This is a genomic window from Croceicoccus sp. (assembly GCF_983967925.1).
Map to the genome: position 1 here is coordinate 87,586 of NZ_CFETID010000003.1, position 17,861 is coordinate 105,446.

Below are 17,861 nucleotides of genomic sequence, written 5' to 3' on the forward strand. Positions count from 1 at the left end.
TCATGGAGCCGCCCTTACATCGGCAGCATGAGTCCCGCCAGAGCCGCGCTCATAAGGTTCGACAGCGAACCCGCCGCCAGCGCCTTTGGCCCCAGCCGCGCGACCACCGGCCGCTGGTTGGGGGCCAGCCCGCCGATCACCGCGATCTGGATCGCGATGGATGAGACATTGGCGAACCCGCACAGCGAGAACGTGACGATGGCGCGGCTGCGCTCGCTCAGCACGCCGGGGTCGAAACCGCCCAGTTCGATGAAGGCGACAAATTCGTTGAGCACGATCTTGGTGCCGAACAGCCCGCCCGCGACCTGCGCCTCGTTCCACGGAATGCCCAGCAGATACATCACGGGCGAGAAGATCCAGCCCAGCACGGACTGGAAGGTCAGCCCCTCGACCCCCAGCAATTCGCCCACACCAGACAGCAAGCCGTTGGCGAGCGCCACCAGCGCCACGAAGGCCAGCAGCATCGCGCCGACCGCGACCGCCAGCTTCACGCCGGTCTGCGCGCCCTGCGCGGCGGCCATGATGACATTGGCAGGCTTTTCCTCGTCGTCATGCGCGCCGGGAATATCGTCGCCCGTCTCACCGGCCACTGTCTCGCCCTCCGCCACGGGCGAGGGTTCGATGGTGTCGGGCATGATGATCTTGGCCATCAATATGCCGCCGGGCGCGCTCATGAACGCGGCGGCCAGCAGATAAGGTAGATATTGCGCGCCCAGCAGGCTGGCATAGGCGGCCAGGATCGTGCCCGCGACGCCCGCCATGCCCACGCTCATCAATGTGAACAGCCGCGACGGCGCAAGGCCCGCCAGATAGGGCCGCACCACCAGCGGGCTTTCAGACTGGCCGACGAAGATATTCGCCGCCGCCGCCAGCGATTCGACGCGGCTGATGCCCGTTACCCATGCGATCGCCCCGCCCACCCAACGGATGATCAGCTGCATCACGCCCAGATAATACAGCACCGACACAAGGCTGGCGAAGAAGATGATGACGGTCAGCGCCGCGATGGCAAAGCTGTTGCCGCCGATGTCCGGGCTGGCCAGCGGGCCGAAGATGAAGTTGGTCCCCTCTGCCGCATAGCCCAGCAGGTTCGACACGCCGCGCGACATCGTCGCGATCACCGCCGCGCCCCACGGCGTGCGCAGCACCAGCACCGCCATCACCGCCTGCAGCGCAAAGGCCGCACCCACGACGCGCAGCCGGATCGATCGGCGATTGTTCGAAAGCGCAAGGGCGATCAGCAGGATCAGGCCGATGCCCAGAAGGCTGACGAAAGGCGTTTGCATGAAGGAGGCATACCGGCAGCGGCGGGAAACGGGCGACTCCATGCCGCTATTGCAACAAGCCGCGCCCATGCTCAAGCGCGTTGCGCGGCGGGTCTCCGTTCCTATCCCCGTCGATGCCCCCGAATTTCGCAAGCCGGCGCTTTCCCGGCAGGCATTTTTGGCGCTAGTGATGCGCGATGATCGAATCCGCCCGCGAGATCGACCTCTCGCCCCAATATCCCCGCCCGCTGTTCCTCTATGCGCTGTTCTACGGCGGCATGACCTGCATCGCGGGCGTATTGGGCGCGAAACAGGTCGCGCTCGGCCCGCTGGCGGTGGAGGCGGGGATCTTCCCCTTCCTGTTGCTGGTGTCGATCTCCAGCAGCGTCGCGCAGCTCTATGGGCAGAAGACCGCGACGCAGATGGTGCGCTTCGGCTTCGTGCCGCTGGTAATGGCGATTTTGCTGACCTTTATCGTGCTGGCCCTTCCGACCGATCAGGGCATGTACGAACCCGCGAAAGAGGCGTTTCCCATCGTGCTGGGGCAAAGCTGGCGGCTGATGGCGGCGGGTATCATCGCCTATGGCATCTCGATGTCGCTCAACGTGCTGATCTTCTCGCGCCTTGCGGTGCTGGTGCGCGTGCCGATGCTGGCGCGCGGCGCGGTCGCCTCGATCGTCAGCCAGGTGATCGACACGCTGATCTTCATCACCGTCGCGTTCTATGGCGTGCGGCCCATCGCCGACCTGATCGCCGGACAGGCGCTGGCCAAGGTGGTGCTGTCGCTGGTGCTGGTGCCGCCGGTGATCGCGCTGCTGGTGCGACTGGCGCGCTGGATGGAGCCCGGAAACATCCATCCGCGCGCCTGAACGTGCGGCCTATTCGGGCGCGAACACACGGTTCAGATAAGCGGCCAGACGCAGCCCCCCCTTCTGCAGCCGTTCCTCCATCAACCCCTTGAACCGGTAGTTGTATTCATAGCCCAGATCGGGATCGGCGGGATACAGGCCGGGCCGCACCGCCGCGCTGTCGGCGATCCAAACCCTCGGATCGGGGCTGGCCCATTCGCGCATTTCCTGCGGCGTCAGGTCGGCGTTCAGCCATTCGGCATATTCGCTGTAGGACAATTCCTGGCTGTCGAGCAGACCCGAATCCCACAGCGCATGCAGATTCGTCGGCTCGCCGAACCACGTCACCTTTACGTCATTGCCGCCACGGTCGGTGCCGTCGCCCGCATGCAGCGGCTGCTGCAGGTCGCCGACGATATGGACGATGAAGCGCAGCGCTGTCTGCCTGTCGGACAGGCTCGCCGACGGATCGCGCAGGGTCGCGGCAAAGCGGTCCAGCGCGGTCAGCGCATCGCCCTGCGGCGGAGCGCCTGCATCGTCATACGCCTGCCCTTCCGGCACGGTCACGTAATGCCATGGGCTGGCGGTCTGCTGCCAGAATTCGTCGGGATCCGAACGCATGAAATCGGGCCACGGCCCGGCTTCGGCCAAGGTTTCGCTGCCCAGTATCTCCAGCATGGCGGCATGCGCCTGCGGAGAGAGATATTCCTGCGCGATCGCGCCCACGATGCGGTGCCCGTTCGCGCCCCACGCCATCGCGGGCGGGCTGGCGGCAAGCGTGCAGGCCATGGCGGCGAGGGCGCAAAGGCTGCGGGCGATGCGGTTGTTCTTCACTCTCGGCGACACTCCGGACGGGCTGATATTCAAAGACGGCTTCGTGACGAGCCACTGCCGCAAGCGCAAGGGCCTGCCCCGAGGGGCACCCTGACAAAACGGCAGGGATAGTCTCCATTGCGTCGGGCGCTATGCCCGCGTTATGCGACAAATTGAAGGAAAGCCGCCATTCGGTTTCGGCAATCCGCTCCGCCTGTCCTTTGCCCGGCCACATACGGGCCAGCCATTTACGGGAATGCCATGAATTACGTAGAAACGATCAACAAGGAAGTCATGGGCATGGCCGAAGGGCTGGTCGCCTCGCTGCCCAGCCTGGCCATCGGGCTGGTCATCATCCTCGTCACATGGCTGGTCGCCAAGATCGTCGTGCGCATCACCGGGCGGATCGCCGCCAAGGCCAATCTGCGCGAAAGCCTGCGCAATCTGATCGCGACCGTCACCCATGTCGCGGTGTGGATCATCGGCCTGATGATCGCCGCGACCGTCGTGCTGCCCGGTCTGGAACCGGCAGGCCTTATCGCGGGGCTCGGCATCGGCACGGTGGCGATCGGCTTTGCGTTTCAGGACATTTTCGAGAATTTCCTCGCCGGCGTCCTCATCATGCTGCGCGAGAACATGCAGATCGGCGATCTGATCGAGGTCGAGGGCGTGCTGGGCAAGGTCGAGAAGATCACCTTGCGCGAGACCCATATCCGCCAGCTCACCAACGAGCTGACGATCATGCCCAATTCGATGCTGTTCAAGAACCCGGTCCAGATCCTGACCGACGCGCATATCCGCCGCGACGAGCTGATGGTGGGCGTGTCCTACGACACCGATCTCGACCGTGCGATGAAGGTGATCGAGGGCGCGATGGTGGGGATCGAGGCGATCGACACCGAAAAGCCGGTCTCGGTCTTCGCATGGTCCTATGGCGCAAGTTCGGTCGATTTCCTCGTCCAGTGGTGGTCCGACGCCCGCCCGCGCGACCGGCGCGAGACGAAGAGCGACGTGGTGCGCGCGATCAAGCGGGCGCTGGACGATGCGGGGATCGAGATTCCGTTCCCCTATGTCACCCACACCTTCAAGGAGCCGGTGCCCCTGCTGCGCGATGCGGCCGAGTAAGCCTGCATGGACAGCACCACTAAGGCCCGCCTGATCGCCCTCGCCCGCGAGGCGGCGGGCAAGGCCCATGCGCCCTATTCGCGATTCCACGTCGGCTGCGCGGTGATGGCCGAGGACGGTTCGGTCGTGACCGGCGCCAACATGGAGAACGCCTGCTACCGGCTGGGCCTGTGTGCCGAGCAATCGGCGTTGACCGCCGCGCAGCACGCGTTCGGTCTGGCCGCGATCACCCATGTGGTCGTGGCGGGCGGTCCGATGGCCGACGGCGCCATCTCGGGCGAGGATGTCGTCACCCCATGCGGCGGCTGCCGTCAGGCGATTGCCGAGGCGGCTTCGCTATCGGGCCGCGACATCGTGGTGATCTCCGCCAGCGCCACGGGTAGCGAGATGCTGGAGACTACGATCTCGCAGCTTCTCCCGCACGGGTTCGGCGCGGACGTCCTGCCCGGTTAGGCGATCCGACGCTCGGCCCGCTGGTCGAGCAGCGCATTAGCCTCAAGCGCGCCCATCGGACGGCCGAACAGAAAGCCCTGGATCTTCGAGCAGCCGAGCTGGCGGATGCGTTCCAGCTCGCGCTCGCTCTCCACGCCCTCGGCCGTCGTTTCCATGCCCAGCGCGTCGCACATGGCGACCACGGCGCGGATGATGGCCAGCGATTCGGGGCTGTCCTTGGCCGCGCCGGTGACAAAGCTGCGGTCGATCTTGATCGTGTTGAACCGGTTGTTGCGCAGATAGCCCAGCGAGGAATAGCCGGTCCCGAAATCGTCCAGCGCCAGCTTGCAGCCCAGCGACTGGATCTGGTTCAGCGTCGATTGCGCCGCCCCGCCGTCGCGCAGGAAGATCGATTCGGTCACTTCCAGCTCCAGCCGTTCAGGCGCGAGCCCGCTGGCGGCCAGCGCCGACACGACCGTGCTGGCGAAATTGGCGTCGAGCATCTGCTCTGCCGAGACGTTGACCGCCACCTTCACATGGCCCGGCCAGTGCGCCGCCTCGTCACAGGCGCGGCGCAGCGCCCATTCGCCGATGGGGACGATCAGCCGCGTATCCTCGGCAATGGGGATGAACTTGGCGGGGCTGACGCGGCCGAACTCCACGCTGTTCCAGCGCATCAGTGCCTCGAAGCTCAGGATCTCCTCTGTCACCGCGTCGACCACCGGCTGGAAGTTCAACTCCAGCTCGTCACGCTCAAGCGCGTGGCGCAACGCGAATTCCAGCTTGCGCCGCTCCTCGGCATGGGCGTGCATCTGCGGCTCATAGGCGAAATGGCTGCCGCCGCCCTCGTCCTTCGACCGATAGAGCGCAAGGTCGGCGTTGCGCATCAAAGTTTCCACCGTGCGCGCATCGCGCGGGCCCACGGCGGATCCCACCGACGCGCCCACGAACAGCGTGTGGTGATCGACGTCATAGGGCTTCGACAGCACGTCGATGATCGCATGCGCCATGCGGTCCACCGCCTCGCGGTCGTTGACGTCGGCCATGACGACCGCGAACTCGTCGCCGCCCAGACGGCCGCAGGTGTCGTGCTGACCCATCAGCACGCGCAGGCGGCGCGAGACCTGTGCCAGCAGCTTGTCGCCGATCTGGTGGCCCAAAGTATCGTTGACCGCCTTGAACCGGTCGAGGTCGATCATCAGGAACGCGCAGCGCGTGCGCCACTGCTCGGCCCGCTGCAGCGCAGTGCCCAGCGCCTCGGTCAGCATCATGCGGTTGGGCAGGCCGGTCAGCTGGTCATAGCGGGCAAGCTGCGCGATCTTCTCGGCGCTCTCGCGCTGTTCGGTGACGTCGGATCCCACGCCGCGAAAGCCCGCGAACTGGCCGTGCTCGTCATGCTTGGGCGTGCCCGACAATTCCCACCAGCGGGTGCGCCCGTTCATCGACACGCGCACCATCATATTGGAAAAGCTTTCGCGCCGCTTCAGCCGCTCGGCCAGATCGCGCAGCGACGACGGCAGCGCGCCCGAATCCCAGCCCTCGCCCGCGATCAGGCGCAATAGGGGCTGACCGTCGGCCTCGCGCGGTTCCATGCCCAGCGCGTGGGCGAACCGGGGCGACACGCCGCGCACCCGGCGCGAGGCATCGACCTGCCACAGCCAGTCGGCCGAATTTTCCTCGAACTCGTGCAGCAGCAGCGAGACGGTTTCCTGTTTCTCGGCCAAGTTCGCCTCGGTCAGGCGCAGCCGCAGATACAGGCGCGACAGCGACACCGCGCCCGCCGCGACCACCACGGCAAAGGCGATCTGCGCCAGCACGCCGCCGAAATCGCCCGCCAGCACCATCGACAGCGCGCCGGCGATGCCGAAGATCGCGATGAAGGTCATCGCTGCGGTCGGCACGGCGGACAGCGCCAGCACGAACACGCCGATCAGCAGCGCCATGACCGCATATTGCGGCGCATTGCCGCTGGCCATCGCATCGGGGAACGCCAGCATCGGCCCTGCCCACAGCAGCCCCGCCATGCCGACGGTGGCGAGATGGGTGCGCTGCTCCTCGACCGCCATCTGGCGGCGTTCGGCATCGATAAAACCGCGCTCCATGCGCAGCAGCGCCGCCGCGATCATCACGACCAGCAGGAACCAGCCGCCCGCCAGGATCATCCCGGCGCTTTCCATCCAGAAGGTGATGGCCGGAACCGCCGCGCCGATGAACACCGCAAAGCGCAGCGCCGCGGTGCGCGCCAGCGCCGCATATTGCAGGCCCAGCAGTTTCTGCGTCTTGGCCCCCGCGATCCCCAGCCTCTGCATGAAGCCGCCGCCCAGCGGACCGCTCGCCGGTTGGGAGGACGGCCGGTCGTCGACCGCGGCTGGCCCGTTACGGGCATTTTTTCGAGCAAGCGCGAACATGGCAAAAGCCTACGCGAGGCTTGGTAATCTTTTCGTTAATGGCCACCCCGCGACCGCGCGGAATTATTCGAAGTTAAAGCATTAGTCCTTGGCGGATGGCGCGGCGCGGCTATGATCGCGGCCCGTGGCCGAACTCGCGACCTCGCTCCTGCCCTATCTTGCGCTGCTGGCGGCGGGGCTTGGCGCCGGTTTCGCCGGCGGGCTGTTCGGCATCGGCGGCGGATTCGTGGTCGTCCCGGCGCTGACGCTGATCCTGCCATTGCTGGGCACATCGCGCGAACAGGTCATGCATGTCGCGATCGGCACCTCGCTGGCGACCATCATCTTCACCTCGCTGCGTTCCGTCCATTCGCATGCCAAGCGTGGTGCGGTCGATGTTCCCTTCATCAAGGGTTGGGCGCCGTGGCTGGTCGCGGGGACGATCGCGGGCACGCTGATCGCCGACGGCGTGTCCAGCAGCACGCTGGCGCTGATCTTCGGGATCGGCGTGCTGATCTTCGCCGCCTATTTTCTGCTGCCGATCCGCCCCGAAAAACAGCGACTGGCCAGCGCCATGCCGACCGGGATCGTGCGCGCGGGGCTGGCCGGGTTCCTCGGCCTGATCTCGGCTTTGCTGGGGATCGGCGGCGGCACGATCACCACGCTGACGATGACCAGCTGCGGCGCGCCGATCCACCGCGCCATCGGCACCGCATCGGGCATCGGCGCGATCATCGCGGTGCCTGCCGCCGTCGGGTTCGCCATCGCCGGATACGGGGAAAGCGGCCTGCCGCCCTTTTCCGCCGGATATGTCAACCTGCCCGCCGCGCTGGCCATCGTCGCCACCGCCATGATCACCGCCCCGCTGGGCGTCGCGGCAGCCCACAGGCTCAGCCCCCGCTTGCTGCGGCGCGTTTTCGGGGTTTATCTGGTGGTCACCGGCATAACCATGATCGCAAAGGCTTGATAATCCACGGGAGAAGACAGATGCGCACACCGTTCCATTTGCTTGCCGCCGCCGCCGCGCTGACGGCTCCGCTGCCTGCCATGGCCGACACGCTGGTCGATATCGTGAGCGAGCGGGTGGACGAAAGCGTGCCCATGCCGCTGTTCAAGGCCGATGCCGCATGGCCCCGCCTGCCCGAGGATATCATCCTGGGCCAGTCTCCCGGCCTTGCCGTCGATTCGCAGGACACGATCTGGGTGCTGACCCGGCCCAATTCGCTCGACCCTACCGAATCCGGCCTCGCGCAGGATCCGCCCATCGCGCTCGCCTGCTGCAAGCTGCCGCCGCATGTGCTGCGCTTCGATCAGGAGGGGAATCTGCTGTCCGGATGGGGCGGCCCACAGCTAGCCCCCGGCGACGGGGACGCAGAGCAATGGCCTGCCAATGTCCACGGCCTCTATGTCGATGACGAGGGCACGGTCTGGATCGGCGGCAATGGCGACGGCGACCATGTCGTCCTGAACTTCACCGCCGACGGGCAATTCATCCGCCAGTTCGGCACGCGCGGCGAGACGGCGGGCAATGAATCGCGCACCACGCTGGGCAATCCTGCCGACATCGCGGCGAATGACGAATCGGTGCTGGTCGCCGACGGCTACATCAACAAGCGCATCGTCGAATTGTCGGACGCCGACTTGGCCATGACCCATCTGTTCGGCGCCTATGGCGAGGTTCCCGGCGGCGGCACGCGCGACGAACCCTTCGACCAGAGCCAGGCCAGCAGCACCGCGGACGGCGGCGCGAACCCCGAATCGCGCATCTTCGGCGATATCGTGCACTGCGTGGTGCGCGGCCCCGACAGCACGATCTATGTCTGCGACCGGCGCAACAACCGGCTGCAACTGTTCCGCGAAACCGCGGACGGGGCCGAGTTCCTGCAGGACATCGTGATCGGCGCTGGCACCGGCGGCACGCGTTCGGCCAGCGATGTCGCGTTCAGCCCCGATGGCACCTATGTCTATGTCGCCGACATGATGAACGGGCGCATCTGGGTCTTGCTGCGCGAAACGCACGAGGTGGTCGGCAGCTTTGGCCGCAACGGGCGCTATCCGGGGCAGTTCATCTGGCTGCACAGCGTCGATGTCGACAGCATGGGCAATGTCTATACGACAGAGGTCGGCAGCGGCCGCCGCGTGCAGCGCTTCGTGTTCCAGGGCCTGTCGGACTGATCGGCGACGGGCGGCCTTCCGGTCATTCCCCGACCGGCATGCCCCCCGCACCCTCGATCTCGCCGCCGTCAGCCTCGAACCCGCCGCCCAGCGCGACATAGAGCGTCGCACCATTCTGCAGCAGCGCCCGCCGCGTCGCGAGCAGGTCCTGCTGCGCACTGAACAGATTGCGCTCGGCGTCCAGCACCTCGAGGTAATCGGTCACGCCCTCGCGGTACCGCAGGGTCGAGATGCGGTCGATCTCCTCCTGCGCGGCGACGGTGCGTTCAAGAACCGCGACCTGCTCCGCCAGCCAGCGGCGACCCGCCAGCGAGTCCGACACCTCGCGGAAAGCCGTCTGCACCGCCTTGTCGTAATTGGCGATCTCCTCGACCTCCAGCGCCTGCGCATAGTCGAGGTCGGCTTCCCGCGCGCCCCAGTCAAAGATCGGCAGGCTGATGCCGGGACCGAAACTCCATGCAAAACCGCTTTCGTTGAACAGGCTGCCCAGCGAATCCGACGCAAGACCGACGCTGCCAGTCAGCGAGATCGTCGGGAAGAACGCCGCCCGCGCCGCGCCGATATTGGCACGCGCGGCGCGCAGATTGGCCTCTGCCGCGGCGATGTCGGGCCGCGCCAGCAACAGGCTGGACGGCAGGCCGGGATCCAGCCGCATGCCGTTGCCCTGCTGGTCCAGCGGAACCCCGGCAGGCAACCCCTCGGGCATACGGCCGCCGATCAGCACCATCAGCTGGTTGCGCAGCCGCGCCTCGGCCAGCCTTTCGCTCGCCAATTGCTGCTGCGCGGCGGTCAGCAGCGTTTCGGCCTGCCGCATCGGCAGTGCCGAGGTCACCCCGATATCCAGCCGCCGCCTCGCGATGATGAGCGAATCGCTACGGCTGCTGACCGTCGCCTCGGCCAGTTCGACCTGCGCCTCGGTCTCCAGCAATTCGTAATAGGTCGTCGCCACATCGGCGATCAGCGAGAGATAGAACGCCCGCTGCGCCGAGATCGAGGCAAGATACTGCGCCCGCGCCGCATCGCTCAGGTTCGCGAGCCGCCCCCAGAAATCCAGCTCGAACGCGCTGACCCCGACGCCCAGTTGGTAGTTGTCGATCGTGATCGCGTCGATATCGCCGCTTGCCTGCGCGGCGAAACCCGTCAGCGGCGTGCGGCTGCGATTGGCGCTGGCGCTGGCGACCACGGCGGGCAAGCGGCGGCTGTCCTGTATGCGATATTGCGCGCGCGCCTGCTCGATCCGCGCGGTGGCGGCGACGAGATCGCGATTATTCTGCAGCGCCGTCCCGATCAGTGCATCCAGCCGCGGATCGGCGAACCATTCGCGGTACGACAGGCTGGTCGCGACGACCGTGCCGTCGGGCCGGATGCTGTCATCGTAACTCGCGGGCACCGGCAGGTCGGGCGTGACATGGTCGGGCGCCATGTTGATACATCCCGGCAGGGCCAGCGCCATGGCCAGCGCGGCCAGCGGAGCGGTATGCCTGGCACTCATCGCGCGGCCTCCTGTTCGTTTCCTTCGTCCAGATGCCCCGCCGCAGACGGCTGCTTGCGGCTCAGCCAGCTGCGCGTCAGCAGATAGAGCAGCGGGATCACGAAAATGCCCAGCACGGTCGCGGCGATCATGCCGCCCATCACGCCAGTGCCCACCGCGATCCGGCTGGCAGCACCCGCGCCGCTGGCCAGCACCAGCGGCACCATGCCCAGGATAAAGGCGAGCGAGGTCATGATGATCGGCCGCAGCCGCAGCCGCGCCGCCGACTTGACCGCTTCCATCGGGGACAATCCGCGTTCCTCTTCCTCGATCGCGAATTCCACGATCAGGATCGCGTTCTTCGCCGCAAGGCCGATGATGGTAATGAGGCCCACGTTGAAATAGACGTCTGCCGACAACCCGCGCAGCATCGAGAACAACACCGCCCCCAGCACGCCCATCGGCACCACCAGCAACACCGACAGCGGCACCGCCCAGCTTTCGTAAAGCGCCGCCAGCACAAGGAACACGACCACGACCGACAGGCCCAGCAGCAGGCCGATCTGCCCGCCCGCCTGCTTCTCCTCATAGCTGAGGCCGGTCCATTCGAACTCGATCCCCGGCGGCAGCTGCGAGGCAAGCTGTTCCATCTCGGCCAGCGCATCGCCCGACGACTTGCCCGGAGCGGCGGTGCCCGACAAGGTCATCGACGGATAGCCGTTATAGCGGCCAAGGCTGGGCGGCGCGGCCGACCAGTCGGCGGTGGCAAAGGCGCTGAACGGCACCAGTTCGCCGTTATTATTGGGAATGCGCAGCGACATGATGTCTTCGGGCGTCATGCGATAGGGCGCATCGGCCTGCACCATCACGCGCAGCACGCGGCCCTGGTAGGTGAAATCGTTCACATAGGCCGAGCCATTGTTGATCGACAGCGCATTGTTCACATCGTCGATCGACAGCCCCAAGGCGCGCGCCTGCACGCGGTCGACTTCCAGCTCCAGTTCGGGCGCGGGGGCCTGATCCTCGGGCCGGATATTGGCGATCAGCGGACTCTGCGAGGCGAGGCCCATCAGCTGGTTGCGCGCATCGATCAGCGCCTGCCGGCCAAGACCGGCGCGGTCCTGCAGCTTCATGGTAAAGCCGCTGGCGGTGCCCAGCGAACGGATCGCCGGCGGCTGGATCGGGAAGACCATGGCGTTGTCGACCGCTTGGAACCGCTGCGCCGCGCGCGCCAGGATGGACGATGCCTCGCTCTCGACATCGGTGCGTTCGTCCCACGGTTCCAGCGATGCGAACATCATGGCATTGTTCTGGCCGCGACCGAAGAAGCTGAAGCCGCGCACGACGATCAGATCCTCGGTTTCGGGCTGCGACATCCACCATTCCTCGATCGGAGCGAGAGCCTCGTCGGTGCGTTCCATCGTCGCGCCGGGCGGGGTCTGGACGACTGTCATCAGGCTGCCCTGGTCCTCGGTCGGCAGGAACGCGGTCGGCAGGCGCGTGAACAGCAGCGCCGTCACGACGCCGAGCACCAAAAACACCGCCAGCCCGCGCATCGGGCGCGACAATATGCGCTCGTTGCCGCGTGCATAACGCTCGGTCATGCGGGCGAACCACTGGTTGAACCGCGCGAACAACAATGCGGCGCGATATTGCACTTTGGCCAGCGTGCCGCGCCAGCCCGGCTCGCCCATCGCGGCGGGCGGAACGGGATCGCCGGCGCCATGCGGATCGGCGCCTTCCTCGTCCTTCTCGATCGGCTTCAGGAAATTGGCGCATAATGCGGGCGTCAGCGTCAGTGCCAGCAGGGCGGAGAAGAAGATCGACACCGACAAGGTGACCGAGAACTGGCGATAGATACCGCCTGTCGATCCGGGGAAGAACGCCATCGGCACGAACACCGCGATCAGCACCAGCGTGATGCCGATGATCGCGCCGGTGATCTGGTCCATCGCCTTGCGAGTCGCCTCCAGCGGCGGCAGGCCTTCCTCGCGCATGATGCGCTCGACATTTTCGATCACCACGATCGCGTCGTCGACCAGGATGCCGATCGCCAGCACCATCGCGAACAGCGACAGCACGTTGATCGAAAAACCGAACAGCCAAAGGCCGAGACACGCACCCATCAGCGCGATGGGCACGACCAGCGTGGGAATGATCGTCGCGCGCCAGCTCTGCAGGAACAGGAACATGACAAGGAAGACCAGCGCCATCGCCTCGACCAGCGTCTTGACCACTTCCTCGACCGATATGCGCACGAAAGGCGTGGTGTCGTAGGGCACGGCCCATGCGACATCCTCGGGCAGTGTTTCCGACAGTTCTTCCAGTCGTTCCTTCACCGCATCGGCGGTGGCCAGCGCATTCGCGCCGGTCGCCAGCTGGATCGCCATGCCCGCCATCGGCTTGCCGTTGATCGATGCGACAAAGCCGTAATTCTCGGCCCCCAGTTCCACGCGGGCCACATCGGCAAGACGCACGGTGGCGCCGCCGGTCTCGGCGCGCAGGATGATCTGGCGGAATTCCTCGGCCGACTGAAACCGGCCCTGCGTGGTGATTGTCGCGGTCAGCTGCTGGTCGTCGACGAAGGGCTGCGCGCCCAATGCGCCGCCCGCCGTCTGGCTGTTCTGTTCGCGCACCGCCGCCAGCACCGCGGTGGGCGACAGATTATAAGATGCCAGCTTTTCGGGATCGAGCCAGATGCGCATCGCATAGGACGAGCCGAACAACGTCACGTCGCCCACGCCTTGCACGCGGCGCAATTCGTCGACCACCTGATTGCTTGCGATATTGCCAAGGTCGATGGCGTCTAGTTCGCCAGAGTTCGACGTCAGCGCCGCGATCATCAGAAATCCCGCGTTCGCCTGCCGGACCTGTATGCCCTGCTGGCGCACCTGCTCGGGCAGCCGCGCCTCGATCGTGGACAGCCGGTTCTGGACCTCGGTCTGCGCGATATCGATGTCGGTCCCCGCCTCGAAGGTCAGCGTGATCGTCGCCGCGCCGGTCGAGGTGCTGGACGAATCCATGTAGAGAAAGCCGTCCACCCCGTTCAGCGATTGCTCGATAACCTGCGTGACGTTCTGCTCCAGCGTCTCGGCATCGGCACCCGGATAGGCGACGCTGATGCTCAGCGATGGCGGCGCGACCTCGGGATATTGCTCGATCGGCAAGGCGCGCAGGGCCAGCAGTCCCGCCAGCACGATGCCGAGCGATATCACCCATGCGAAGATGGGCCTGTCGATGAAATAGCGGGCCATGGGCTTACTCGGCCCCCTCGTCCGACTTCGGCACGGCTTTCGCGGCTGGGGACTTCGCGGCGGGCGCCTGCTGGCCGGTCGGTGTGTTGGCGACGGTCACCGGCATACCGGGGCGCAGCGTCTGCAGGCGGCTGACGATCACCTCGTCGCCGGGGCGCAGACCGCTTTCGACGATCCAGCGGCCCTCGACCATCTCGCCCAGCGTGACCTTGCGCGCCTCGACCATGCCGTCCTTGCCCACGACATAGACGCTGCCCCCGTCATCTGCCAGCATCACCGCAGCCTGCGGCACGCTCACCGCATTGCGGCGCGTGCCCACCGTGACCCGGCCGCGCACGAATTCGCCCGGCAGCAGCTGATAGTTGGGATTGGGCACCTCGGCGCGAACCTCGACCGTGCCGGTGGTTTCCTGCACCGACACCGCCAGGAAGTCGATCTTGCCGGTAATGGGATAGGCGCTGCCGTCGGGGAACAGGATCTGCACGTCAATCGCATTGCGGTCGGGCAGGTCGATCTCACCCGACGCGATCGCGCGCTGGGTGCGCAGCAATTCGGTCGCGGACTGGTTAAAGGTGACATAGACGCGGTCGATCTGCTCCACCGTGGTCAGCAGCGTGCCTTCCGGCTGGCTGACCAGCGCACCCTCGGTCACCTGCGCGCGGCCCGCGCGGCCCGAAATCGGCGCGCGCACCGTGGTATAGCCCAGCTGCAGCCCCGCCGCGCGCAGCTGCGCGCGCAGCTGCGCCACATTGGCATCCGCTTCGCGCATGGCGGCGACGGCGGCGTCATATTCCTGCCGGCTGATCGCATTCTCGTCGACCAGCGGGCGATAGCGCTCCACCACGGCGCGGGCGTTGGCGGCGGTCGCCTTGGCCCGGTCGAGGCTCGCCTCGCTCTGCGCATAGCTGGCCTGCAGTTCGGACGGGTCGATGCGGAACAGGGGCTGCCCCTCGCCAACATCGGTGCCCTCGGTGTACAAGCGGCGCTGCACTATGCCGGTGACGCGGGCGCGCACCTCGGCGGTGCGGATCGCCGCGACGCGGCCGGGCAGTTCGACGATATTGGGCATGTCCCCGGCCGTGACCGTATAGGTCCTGACCGGCACCGCCGACGGCGCCGCCGCTTCCTCGACGCCCGAATCGCAACCGGCCGCAAGGGTCAGCGGCGCAAGGGCCGACAGGACGAGGGTAAGCGTTTTAAGTCGCATGCGCCGAATTCCGATTTTGCAGTTGCGAAGGCGTAATAGGTATTACACAAGAGACTTCAAGACCGAAAAAGCTATTGGAGCAGGATTATTGACCGAGGCAGGATCGACGGAGGGCCTCCAGCAGGAAAGGCTCGACAAGCGGCGGCTGGCTTTTCAGCAGGCGGCCCGCGAACTTTTTATCGAGCAAGGTTACGAACGCACGACGCTTGCCGAAGTGGTCGACCGCGCCGGCGGGTCGCTGGCGACGCTGTACAAGCTGTTCGGCAACAAGGAGGGTTTGCTTGACGCGGTTTTAGCGCAATCGCGCGATCTCGGCCATAGCGTCGTCGAAAGGGTCGCGGCGCAGGGCCTGCCCCCTGCCGAAACGCTACACCGGCTGGGGGCAGAGCTGAACGCGATCTATCTCGATCCGCCGAACCTGTCGGTGGTCCGCATCGTTATCGGGCGCAGCATCTGCGATGTCGATTTTGCCCGCAGCTTCTTCGACCTGTCGCAGATGAAGGCAAAGCTAGCCATGCGCGCCCTGTTCCGGCGCTGGGCGGACCAGGGCATCGCGCTCAATGGCGATCCCGAAATGCTGGCCGACCTATTCCTCAGCCTGCTGGTGTTCGACTTCCAGATCCAGGCGGTCAGCCACGGCTTCATGGCGCCGCCCACCGAGGCGCAGGTGCGCGAACGCACCGATTTCTTCCTGCGCGGCGCAGGCTTGGCAGGCTAGCCGCGCCACGCAGCCTGTCGGCAGGTGGCCCGATCAGGCGGTAATCAGGGCCGAAACCGATCCCGCGCCTTCGAAACGCGCCTCGACCGACTGGCCGACCGTCACGTCATGCACGCCCGTGACCGCGCCCGAGGATACCCAGCCGGGCGCCTGTGCCATCAGGCCGCGCTGATCCAGATTGGCCAGCAGGAAACGCACCGCGCCGAATGGGCCGTCCAGCATGGATGCGGTCGTGGCCTTGCCGACGCTCGCGCCGTCGATGATCGTCTCGACCGCAATGTCGTTGATGCGGTCCCAGCGTTCGCGCGGCAGCACCGGGCCCAGCACCAGCCCGGCATTATTGCCATGGTCCGACACGGTCACGCAGGGACCGTCGGCGTTGATGCCCGGATAGGGCGATGAAGCGATCTCGATGGCGATGCGGATTTCCTCGACCCAGTCATAGGTCTCGGCGTCGTTCGTGGGCAGCTTCGCGCCTTGGGGCACGCGGATGCGGATCGCGAATTCGGCCTCCGCCGCCGCAAAGCCCTTCTCGAACACGGGCATCGCTATGGGGCTGCCGACCTGTTCGTAAATCGTGTCGGCCATGATCGGCCCGATCAGCCGGTTCGCGCCCAGCTCGCCATCCACCGGCGGCGGGATCTTGCCGACCTTCCAGCCGCCCACCGGACGGTCCCACAGCCGCAGCGCATGGTCCTGCACTTCATAGGCCTCGGCCAGCGTTCGCGGCCGCTCTCCGGGATAGTCGGGCAGCGCCTTGCCTTCGGTGCGCGCGGTAACGAATGCCTGCGCGATGCGCTCTATTGCGTGGCCGTCCATGATCCCCTCGACGTTTCTGCTTCACAACTAGGAAACCGGTGTCATAATGAAGACAGCCGGGAAAGCAAGACCTTCCCGGAACAAGGTCCGGTACCGGGCCATGAACAGGGAACGGGAGGGGGCAACGCCGACGATGGCGCTTCATGCGTCAGACCTTACGGCTTTTGTCACTCTGCGCTAAGGCCTGAAAGACCAGGGGTCTGCGGAGTTTGGAATGGGAAGTGAACGAAGGAACGAGCGGCAGCCGACGATCAACGACGTCGCCCGCGTGGCGGGTGTATCGAAAAAGACCGTCAGCCGGGTCATCAACCGCTCGCCCCTGCTCAAGGACGATACGCGGCAAAAGGTCGAAAGCGTCATTGCGGAACTGGGCTATGTCCCCAATCCGCAGGCCCGCGCGCTGGCGCTGCGCCGCAATTTCCTGCTGGGCCTGCTGCACGACAACCCGAACGCGCAGACCGTGCTGAATTTCCAGATCGGCGTGCTCGACGCGATCCGCGACACCAATTTCGCGCTGGTGGTCCGTCCGGTGAACCGTCACTCGCCCAACATGCTCGACGACATCCGCGACTTCCTCGAAAAGCAGCGGCTCTACGGCGTATTCATCCTGCCCCCGATTTCCGAGAACGAGGAACTGGCCGCGCTCTGCCGCGAGCTTGACTGCGCCTATGTCCGCATGGGGTCGACCCAGCTCGACAGCCCGCAATATCTGGTCGAATCGAACGACCGCGAGATCGTGGCCAGCGCGGTCGACCATTTGGTCGAGATGGGGCACCGCCGCATCGGCCTGATCGAGGGGCCCGAAGGCTTCCGCTCCGCCTTCGAACGGCGCGAGGGTTTTCTCGACGGCATCCGCCGCCACGGGTTGGAATATCGCGCCGAATGGCACGCACCCGGCCAGTACACCTTCGATTCGGGGATCGAGGCGGCGGAGCGCATCCTCTCCCTCCCCGACCGTCCCAGCGCAATCTTCGTTTCGAACGACGAGATGGCGGCCGCCTCGATGCATGTCGCACGAAACAAGGGCCTGCTGGTGCCCGACGACTTGTCGATCATCGGCTTCGACGACAGCCCCATCGCCTCGCATATCTGGCCGCCGCTCACCACCGTGCGCTGGCCCATCCGCGAGATGGCAAGCGTCGCGGCGCACAAGCTGATCGATTCCGAAGATGCCGATCAACTGCCCTCGCGCCTGCCGTCGCAGCTGATCCGCCGGTCCTCGGTCGCGCCGCCGCGCGAAAAATGATCGTCCCTGCCGGTTGAAATACCCCCCCTATGTCGTCTATCTAGGCTTTTGACACCGGTTACCTAAATCCAGCCCGCATCGGGCGGAATACGAAAATTCGG

General features: G+C 66.1%; 14 protein-coding genes. 7 read left to right on the top strand and 7 right to left on the bottom strand.

Annotated elements, in window-relative coordinates:
- Positions 1-14: 14 nt before the first annotated feature.
- Complete coding sequence (locus tag AC4FIJ_RS02810; RefSeq protein WP_446155721.1) at positions 15-1,286, bottom strand: NupC/NupG family nucleoside CNT transporter; 1,272 nt, start codon at positions 1,284-1,286, stop codon at positions 15-17.
- A 176-nt stretch (positions 1,287-1,462) separates the two neighbouring features.
- On the opposite strand from AC4FIJ_RS02810, the gene AC4FIJ_RS02815 reads away from it, so the two are divergent.
- Positions 1,463-2,134: a queuosine precursor transporter gene (locus tag AC4FIJ_RS02815; protein ID WP_446155720.1), complete on the top strand. Its 672-nt coding sequence runs from the start codon at positions 1,463-1,465 to the stop codon at positions 2,132-2,134.
- A gap of 9 nt (positions 2,135-2,143) precedes the next feature.
- On the opposite strand, the gene AC4FIJ_RS02820 is transcribed toward AC4FIJ_RS02815, so the two are convergent.
- Entirely contained in the window at positions 2,144-2,947 is an 804-nt protein-coding gene (locus AC4FIJ_RS02820; RefSeq protein WP_446155719.1) for a S1/P1 nuclease, read from the bottom strand.
- Between the two features lie 240 nt (positions 2,948-3,187).
- On the opposite strand from AC4FIJ_RS02820, the gene AC4FIJ_RS02825 reads away from it, so the two are divergent.
- Positions 3,188-4,051, top strand: a complete 864-nt coding sequence (locus AC4FIJ_RS02825; protein ID WP_446155718.1) for a mechanosensitive ion channel family protein — start codon at positions 3,188-3,190, stop codon at positions 4,049-4,051.
- Between the two features lie 6 nt (positions 4,052-4,057).
- Positions 4,058-4,504, top strand: coding sequence for a cytidine deaminase (locus AC4FIJ_RS02830; protein WP_490335199.1), 447 nt, complete (start codon positions 4,058-4,060; stop codon positions 4,502-4,504).
- Here AC4FIJ_RS02830 and AC4FIJ_RS02835 read toward each other — a convergent pair.
- A complete protein-coding gene (locus AC4FIJ_RS02835; protein WP_490335200.1) occupies positions 4,501-6,891 on the bottom strand; it encodes a putative bifunctional diguanylate cyclase/phosphodiesterase in 2,391 nt (796 codons plus the stop codon). The genes AC4FIJ_RS02830 and AC4FIJ_RS02835 overlap by 4 nt on opposite strands.
- 124 nt (positions 6,892-7,015) lie before the next feature.
- Between AC4FIJ_RS02835 and AC4FIJ_RS02840 the strand changes: the two genes are divergently transcribed.
- Together AC4FIJ_RS02840 and AC4FIJ_RS02845 are read left to right on the top strand one after the other, a co-directional pair.
- Positions 7,016-7,837, top strand: coding sequence for a sulfite exporter TauE/SafE family protein (locus tag AC4FIJ_RS02840; protein ID WP_490335201.1), 822 nt, complete (start codon positions 7,016-7,018; stop codon positions 7,835-7,837).
- A 20-nt stretch (positions 7,838-7,857) separates the two neighbouring features.
- Positions 7,858-9,045, top strand: a complete 1,188-nt coding sequence (locus tag AC4FIJ_RS02845; RefSeq protein ID WP_490335202.1) for an NHL repeat-containing protein — start codon at positions 7,858-7,860, stop codon at positions 9,043-9,045.
- A gap of 22 nt (positions 9,046-9,067) precedes the next feature.
- On the opposite strand, the gene AC4FIJ_RS02850 is transcribed toward AC4FIJ_RS02845, so the two are convergent.
- Genes AC4FIJ_RS02850 through AC4FIJ_RS02860 form a run of 3 tightly spaced genes read right to left on the bottom strand, consistent with a single transcriptional unit; the run spans position 9,068 to position 14,977 of the window.
- Positions 9,068-10,537 carry an efflux transporter outer membrane subunit gene (locus AC4FIJ_RS02850; protein ID WP_490335203.1) on the bottom strand — a complete coding sequence of 490 codons (1,470 nt, stop codon included), beginning with the start codon at positions 10,535-10,537 and terminating at the stop codon, positions 9,068-9,070.
- A complete protein-coding gene (locus AC4FIJ_RS02855; protein ID WP_490335204.1) occupies positions 10,534-13,770 on the bottom strand; it encodes a multidrug efflux RND transporter permease subunit in 3,237 nt (1,078 codons plus the stop codon). Before AC4FIJ_RS02855 ends, AC4FIJ_RS02850 begins: the two co-directional genes overlap by 4 nt.
- 4 nt (positions 13,771-13,774) lie before the next feature.
- Positions 13,775-14,977: an efflux RND transporter periplasmic adaptor subunit gene (locus AC4FIJ_RS02860; protein ID WP_490335205.1), complete on the bottom strand. Its 1,203-nt coding sequence runs from the start codon at positions 14,975-14,977 to the stop codon at positions 13,775-13,777.
- An 88-nt stretch (positions 14,978-15,065) separates the two neighbouring features.
- Here AC4FIJ_RS02860 and AC4FIJ_RS02865 point away from each other — a divergent pair, with 88 nt between their 5' ends.
- Positions 15,066-15,695: a TetR/AcrR family transcriptional regulator gene (locus tag AC4FIJ_RS02865; protein ID WP_490335206.1), complete on the top strand. Its 630-nt coding sequence runs from the start codon at positions 15,066-15,068 to the stop codon at positions 15,693-15,695.
- A 33-nt stretch (positions 15,696-15,728) separates the two neighbouring features.
- Here AC4FIJ_RS02865 and AC4FIJ_RS02870 read toward each other — a convergent pair whose 3' ends face one another.
- Positions 15,729-16,514, bottom strand: coding sequence for a 2-keto-4-pentenoate hydratase (locus AC4FIJ_RS02870; RefSeq protein WP_490335207.1), 786 nt, complete (start codon positions 16,512-16,514; stop codon positions 15,729-15,731).
- A 214-nt stretch (positions 16,515-16,728) separates the two neighbouring features.
- Between AC4FIJ_RS02870 and AC4FIJ_RS02875 the strand changes: the two genes are divergently transcribed.
- Positions 16,729-17,760, top strand: a complete 1,032-nt coding sequence (locus AC4FIJ_RS02875; protein WP_490335208.1) for a LacI family DNA-binding transcriptional regulator — start codon at positions 16,729-16,731, stop codon at positions 17,758-17,760.
- Positions 17,761-17,861 lie beyond the last annotated feature (101 nt).

Bases quoted from the DNA above. Each gene is read 5' to 3' on its own strand.
- AC4FIJ_RS02810 (WP_446155721.1), bottom strand. From the start codon at position 1,286: ATGCAAACGCCTTTCGTCAGCCTTCTGGGCATCGGCCTGATCCTGCTG.
- AC4FIJ_RS02875 (WP_490335208.1), top strand. From the start codon at position 16,729: ATGGGAAGTGAACGAAGGAACGAGCGGCAGCCGACGATCAACGACGTC.
- AC4FIJ_RS02835 (WP_490335200.1), bottom strand. From the start codon at position 6,891: ATGTTCGCGCTTGCTCGAAAAAATGCCCGTAACGGGCCAGCCGCGGTC.
- AC4FIJ_RS02825 (WP_446155718.1), top strand. From the start codon at position 3,188: ATGAATTACGTAGAAACGATCAACAAGGAAGTCATGGGCATGGCCGAA.
- AC4FIJ_RS02850 (WP_490335203.1), bottom strand. From the start codon at position 10,537: ATGAGTGCCAGGCATACCGCTCCGCTGGCCGCGCTGGCCATGGCGCTG.
- AC4FIJ_RS02860 (WP_490335205.1), bottom strand. From the start codon at position 14,977: ATGCGACTTAAAACGCTTACCCTCGTCCTGTCGGCCCTTGCGCCGCTG.
- AC4FIJ_RS02870 (WP_490335207.1), bottom strand. From the start codon at position 16,514: ATGGACGGCCACGCAATAGAGCGCATCGCGCAGGCATTCGTTACCGCG.
- AC4FIJ_RS02830 (WP_490335199.1), top strand. From the start codon at position 4,058: ATGGACAGCACCACTAAGGCCCGCCTGATCGCCCTCGCCCGCGAGGCG.
- AC4FIJ_RS02815 (WP_446155720.1), top strand. From the start codon at position 1,463: ATGATCGAATCCGCCCGCGAGATCGACCTCTCGCCCCAATATCCCCGC.
- AC4FIJ_RS02855 (WP_490335204.1), bottom strand. From the start codon at position 13,770: ATGGCCCGCTATTTCATCGACAGGCCCATCTTCGCATGGGTGATATCG.
- AC4FIJ_RS02845 (WP_490335202.1), top strand. From the start codon at position 7,858: ATGCGCACACCGTTCCATTTGCTTGCCGCCGCCGCCGCGCTGACGGCT.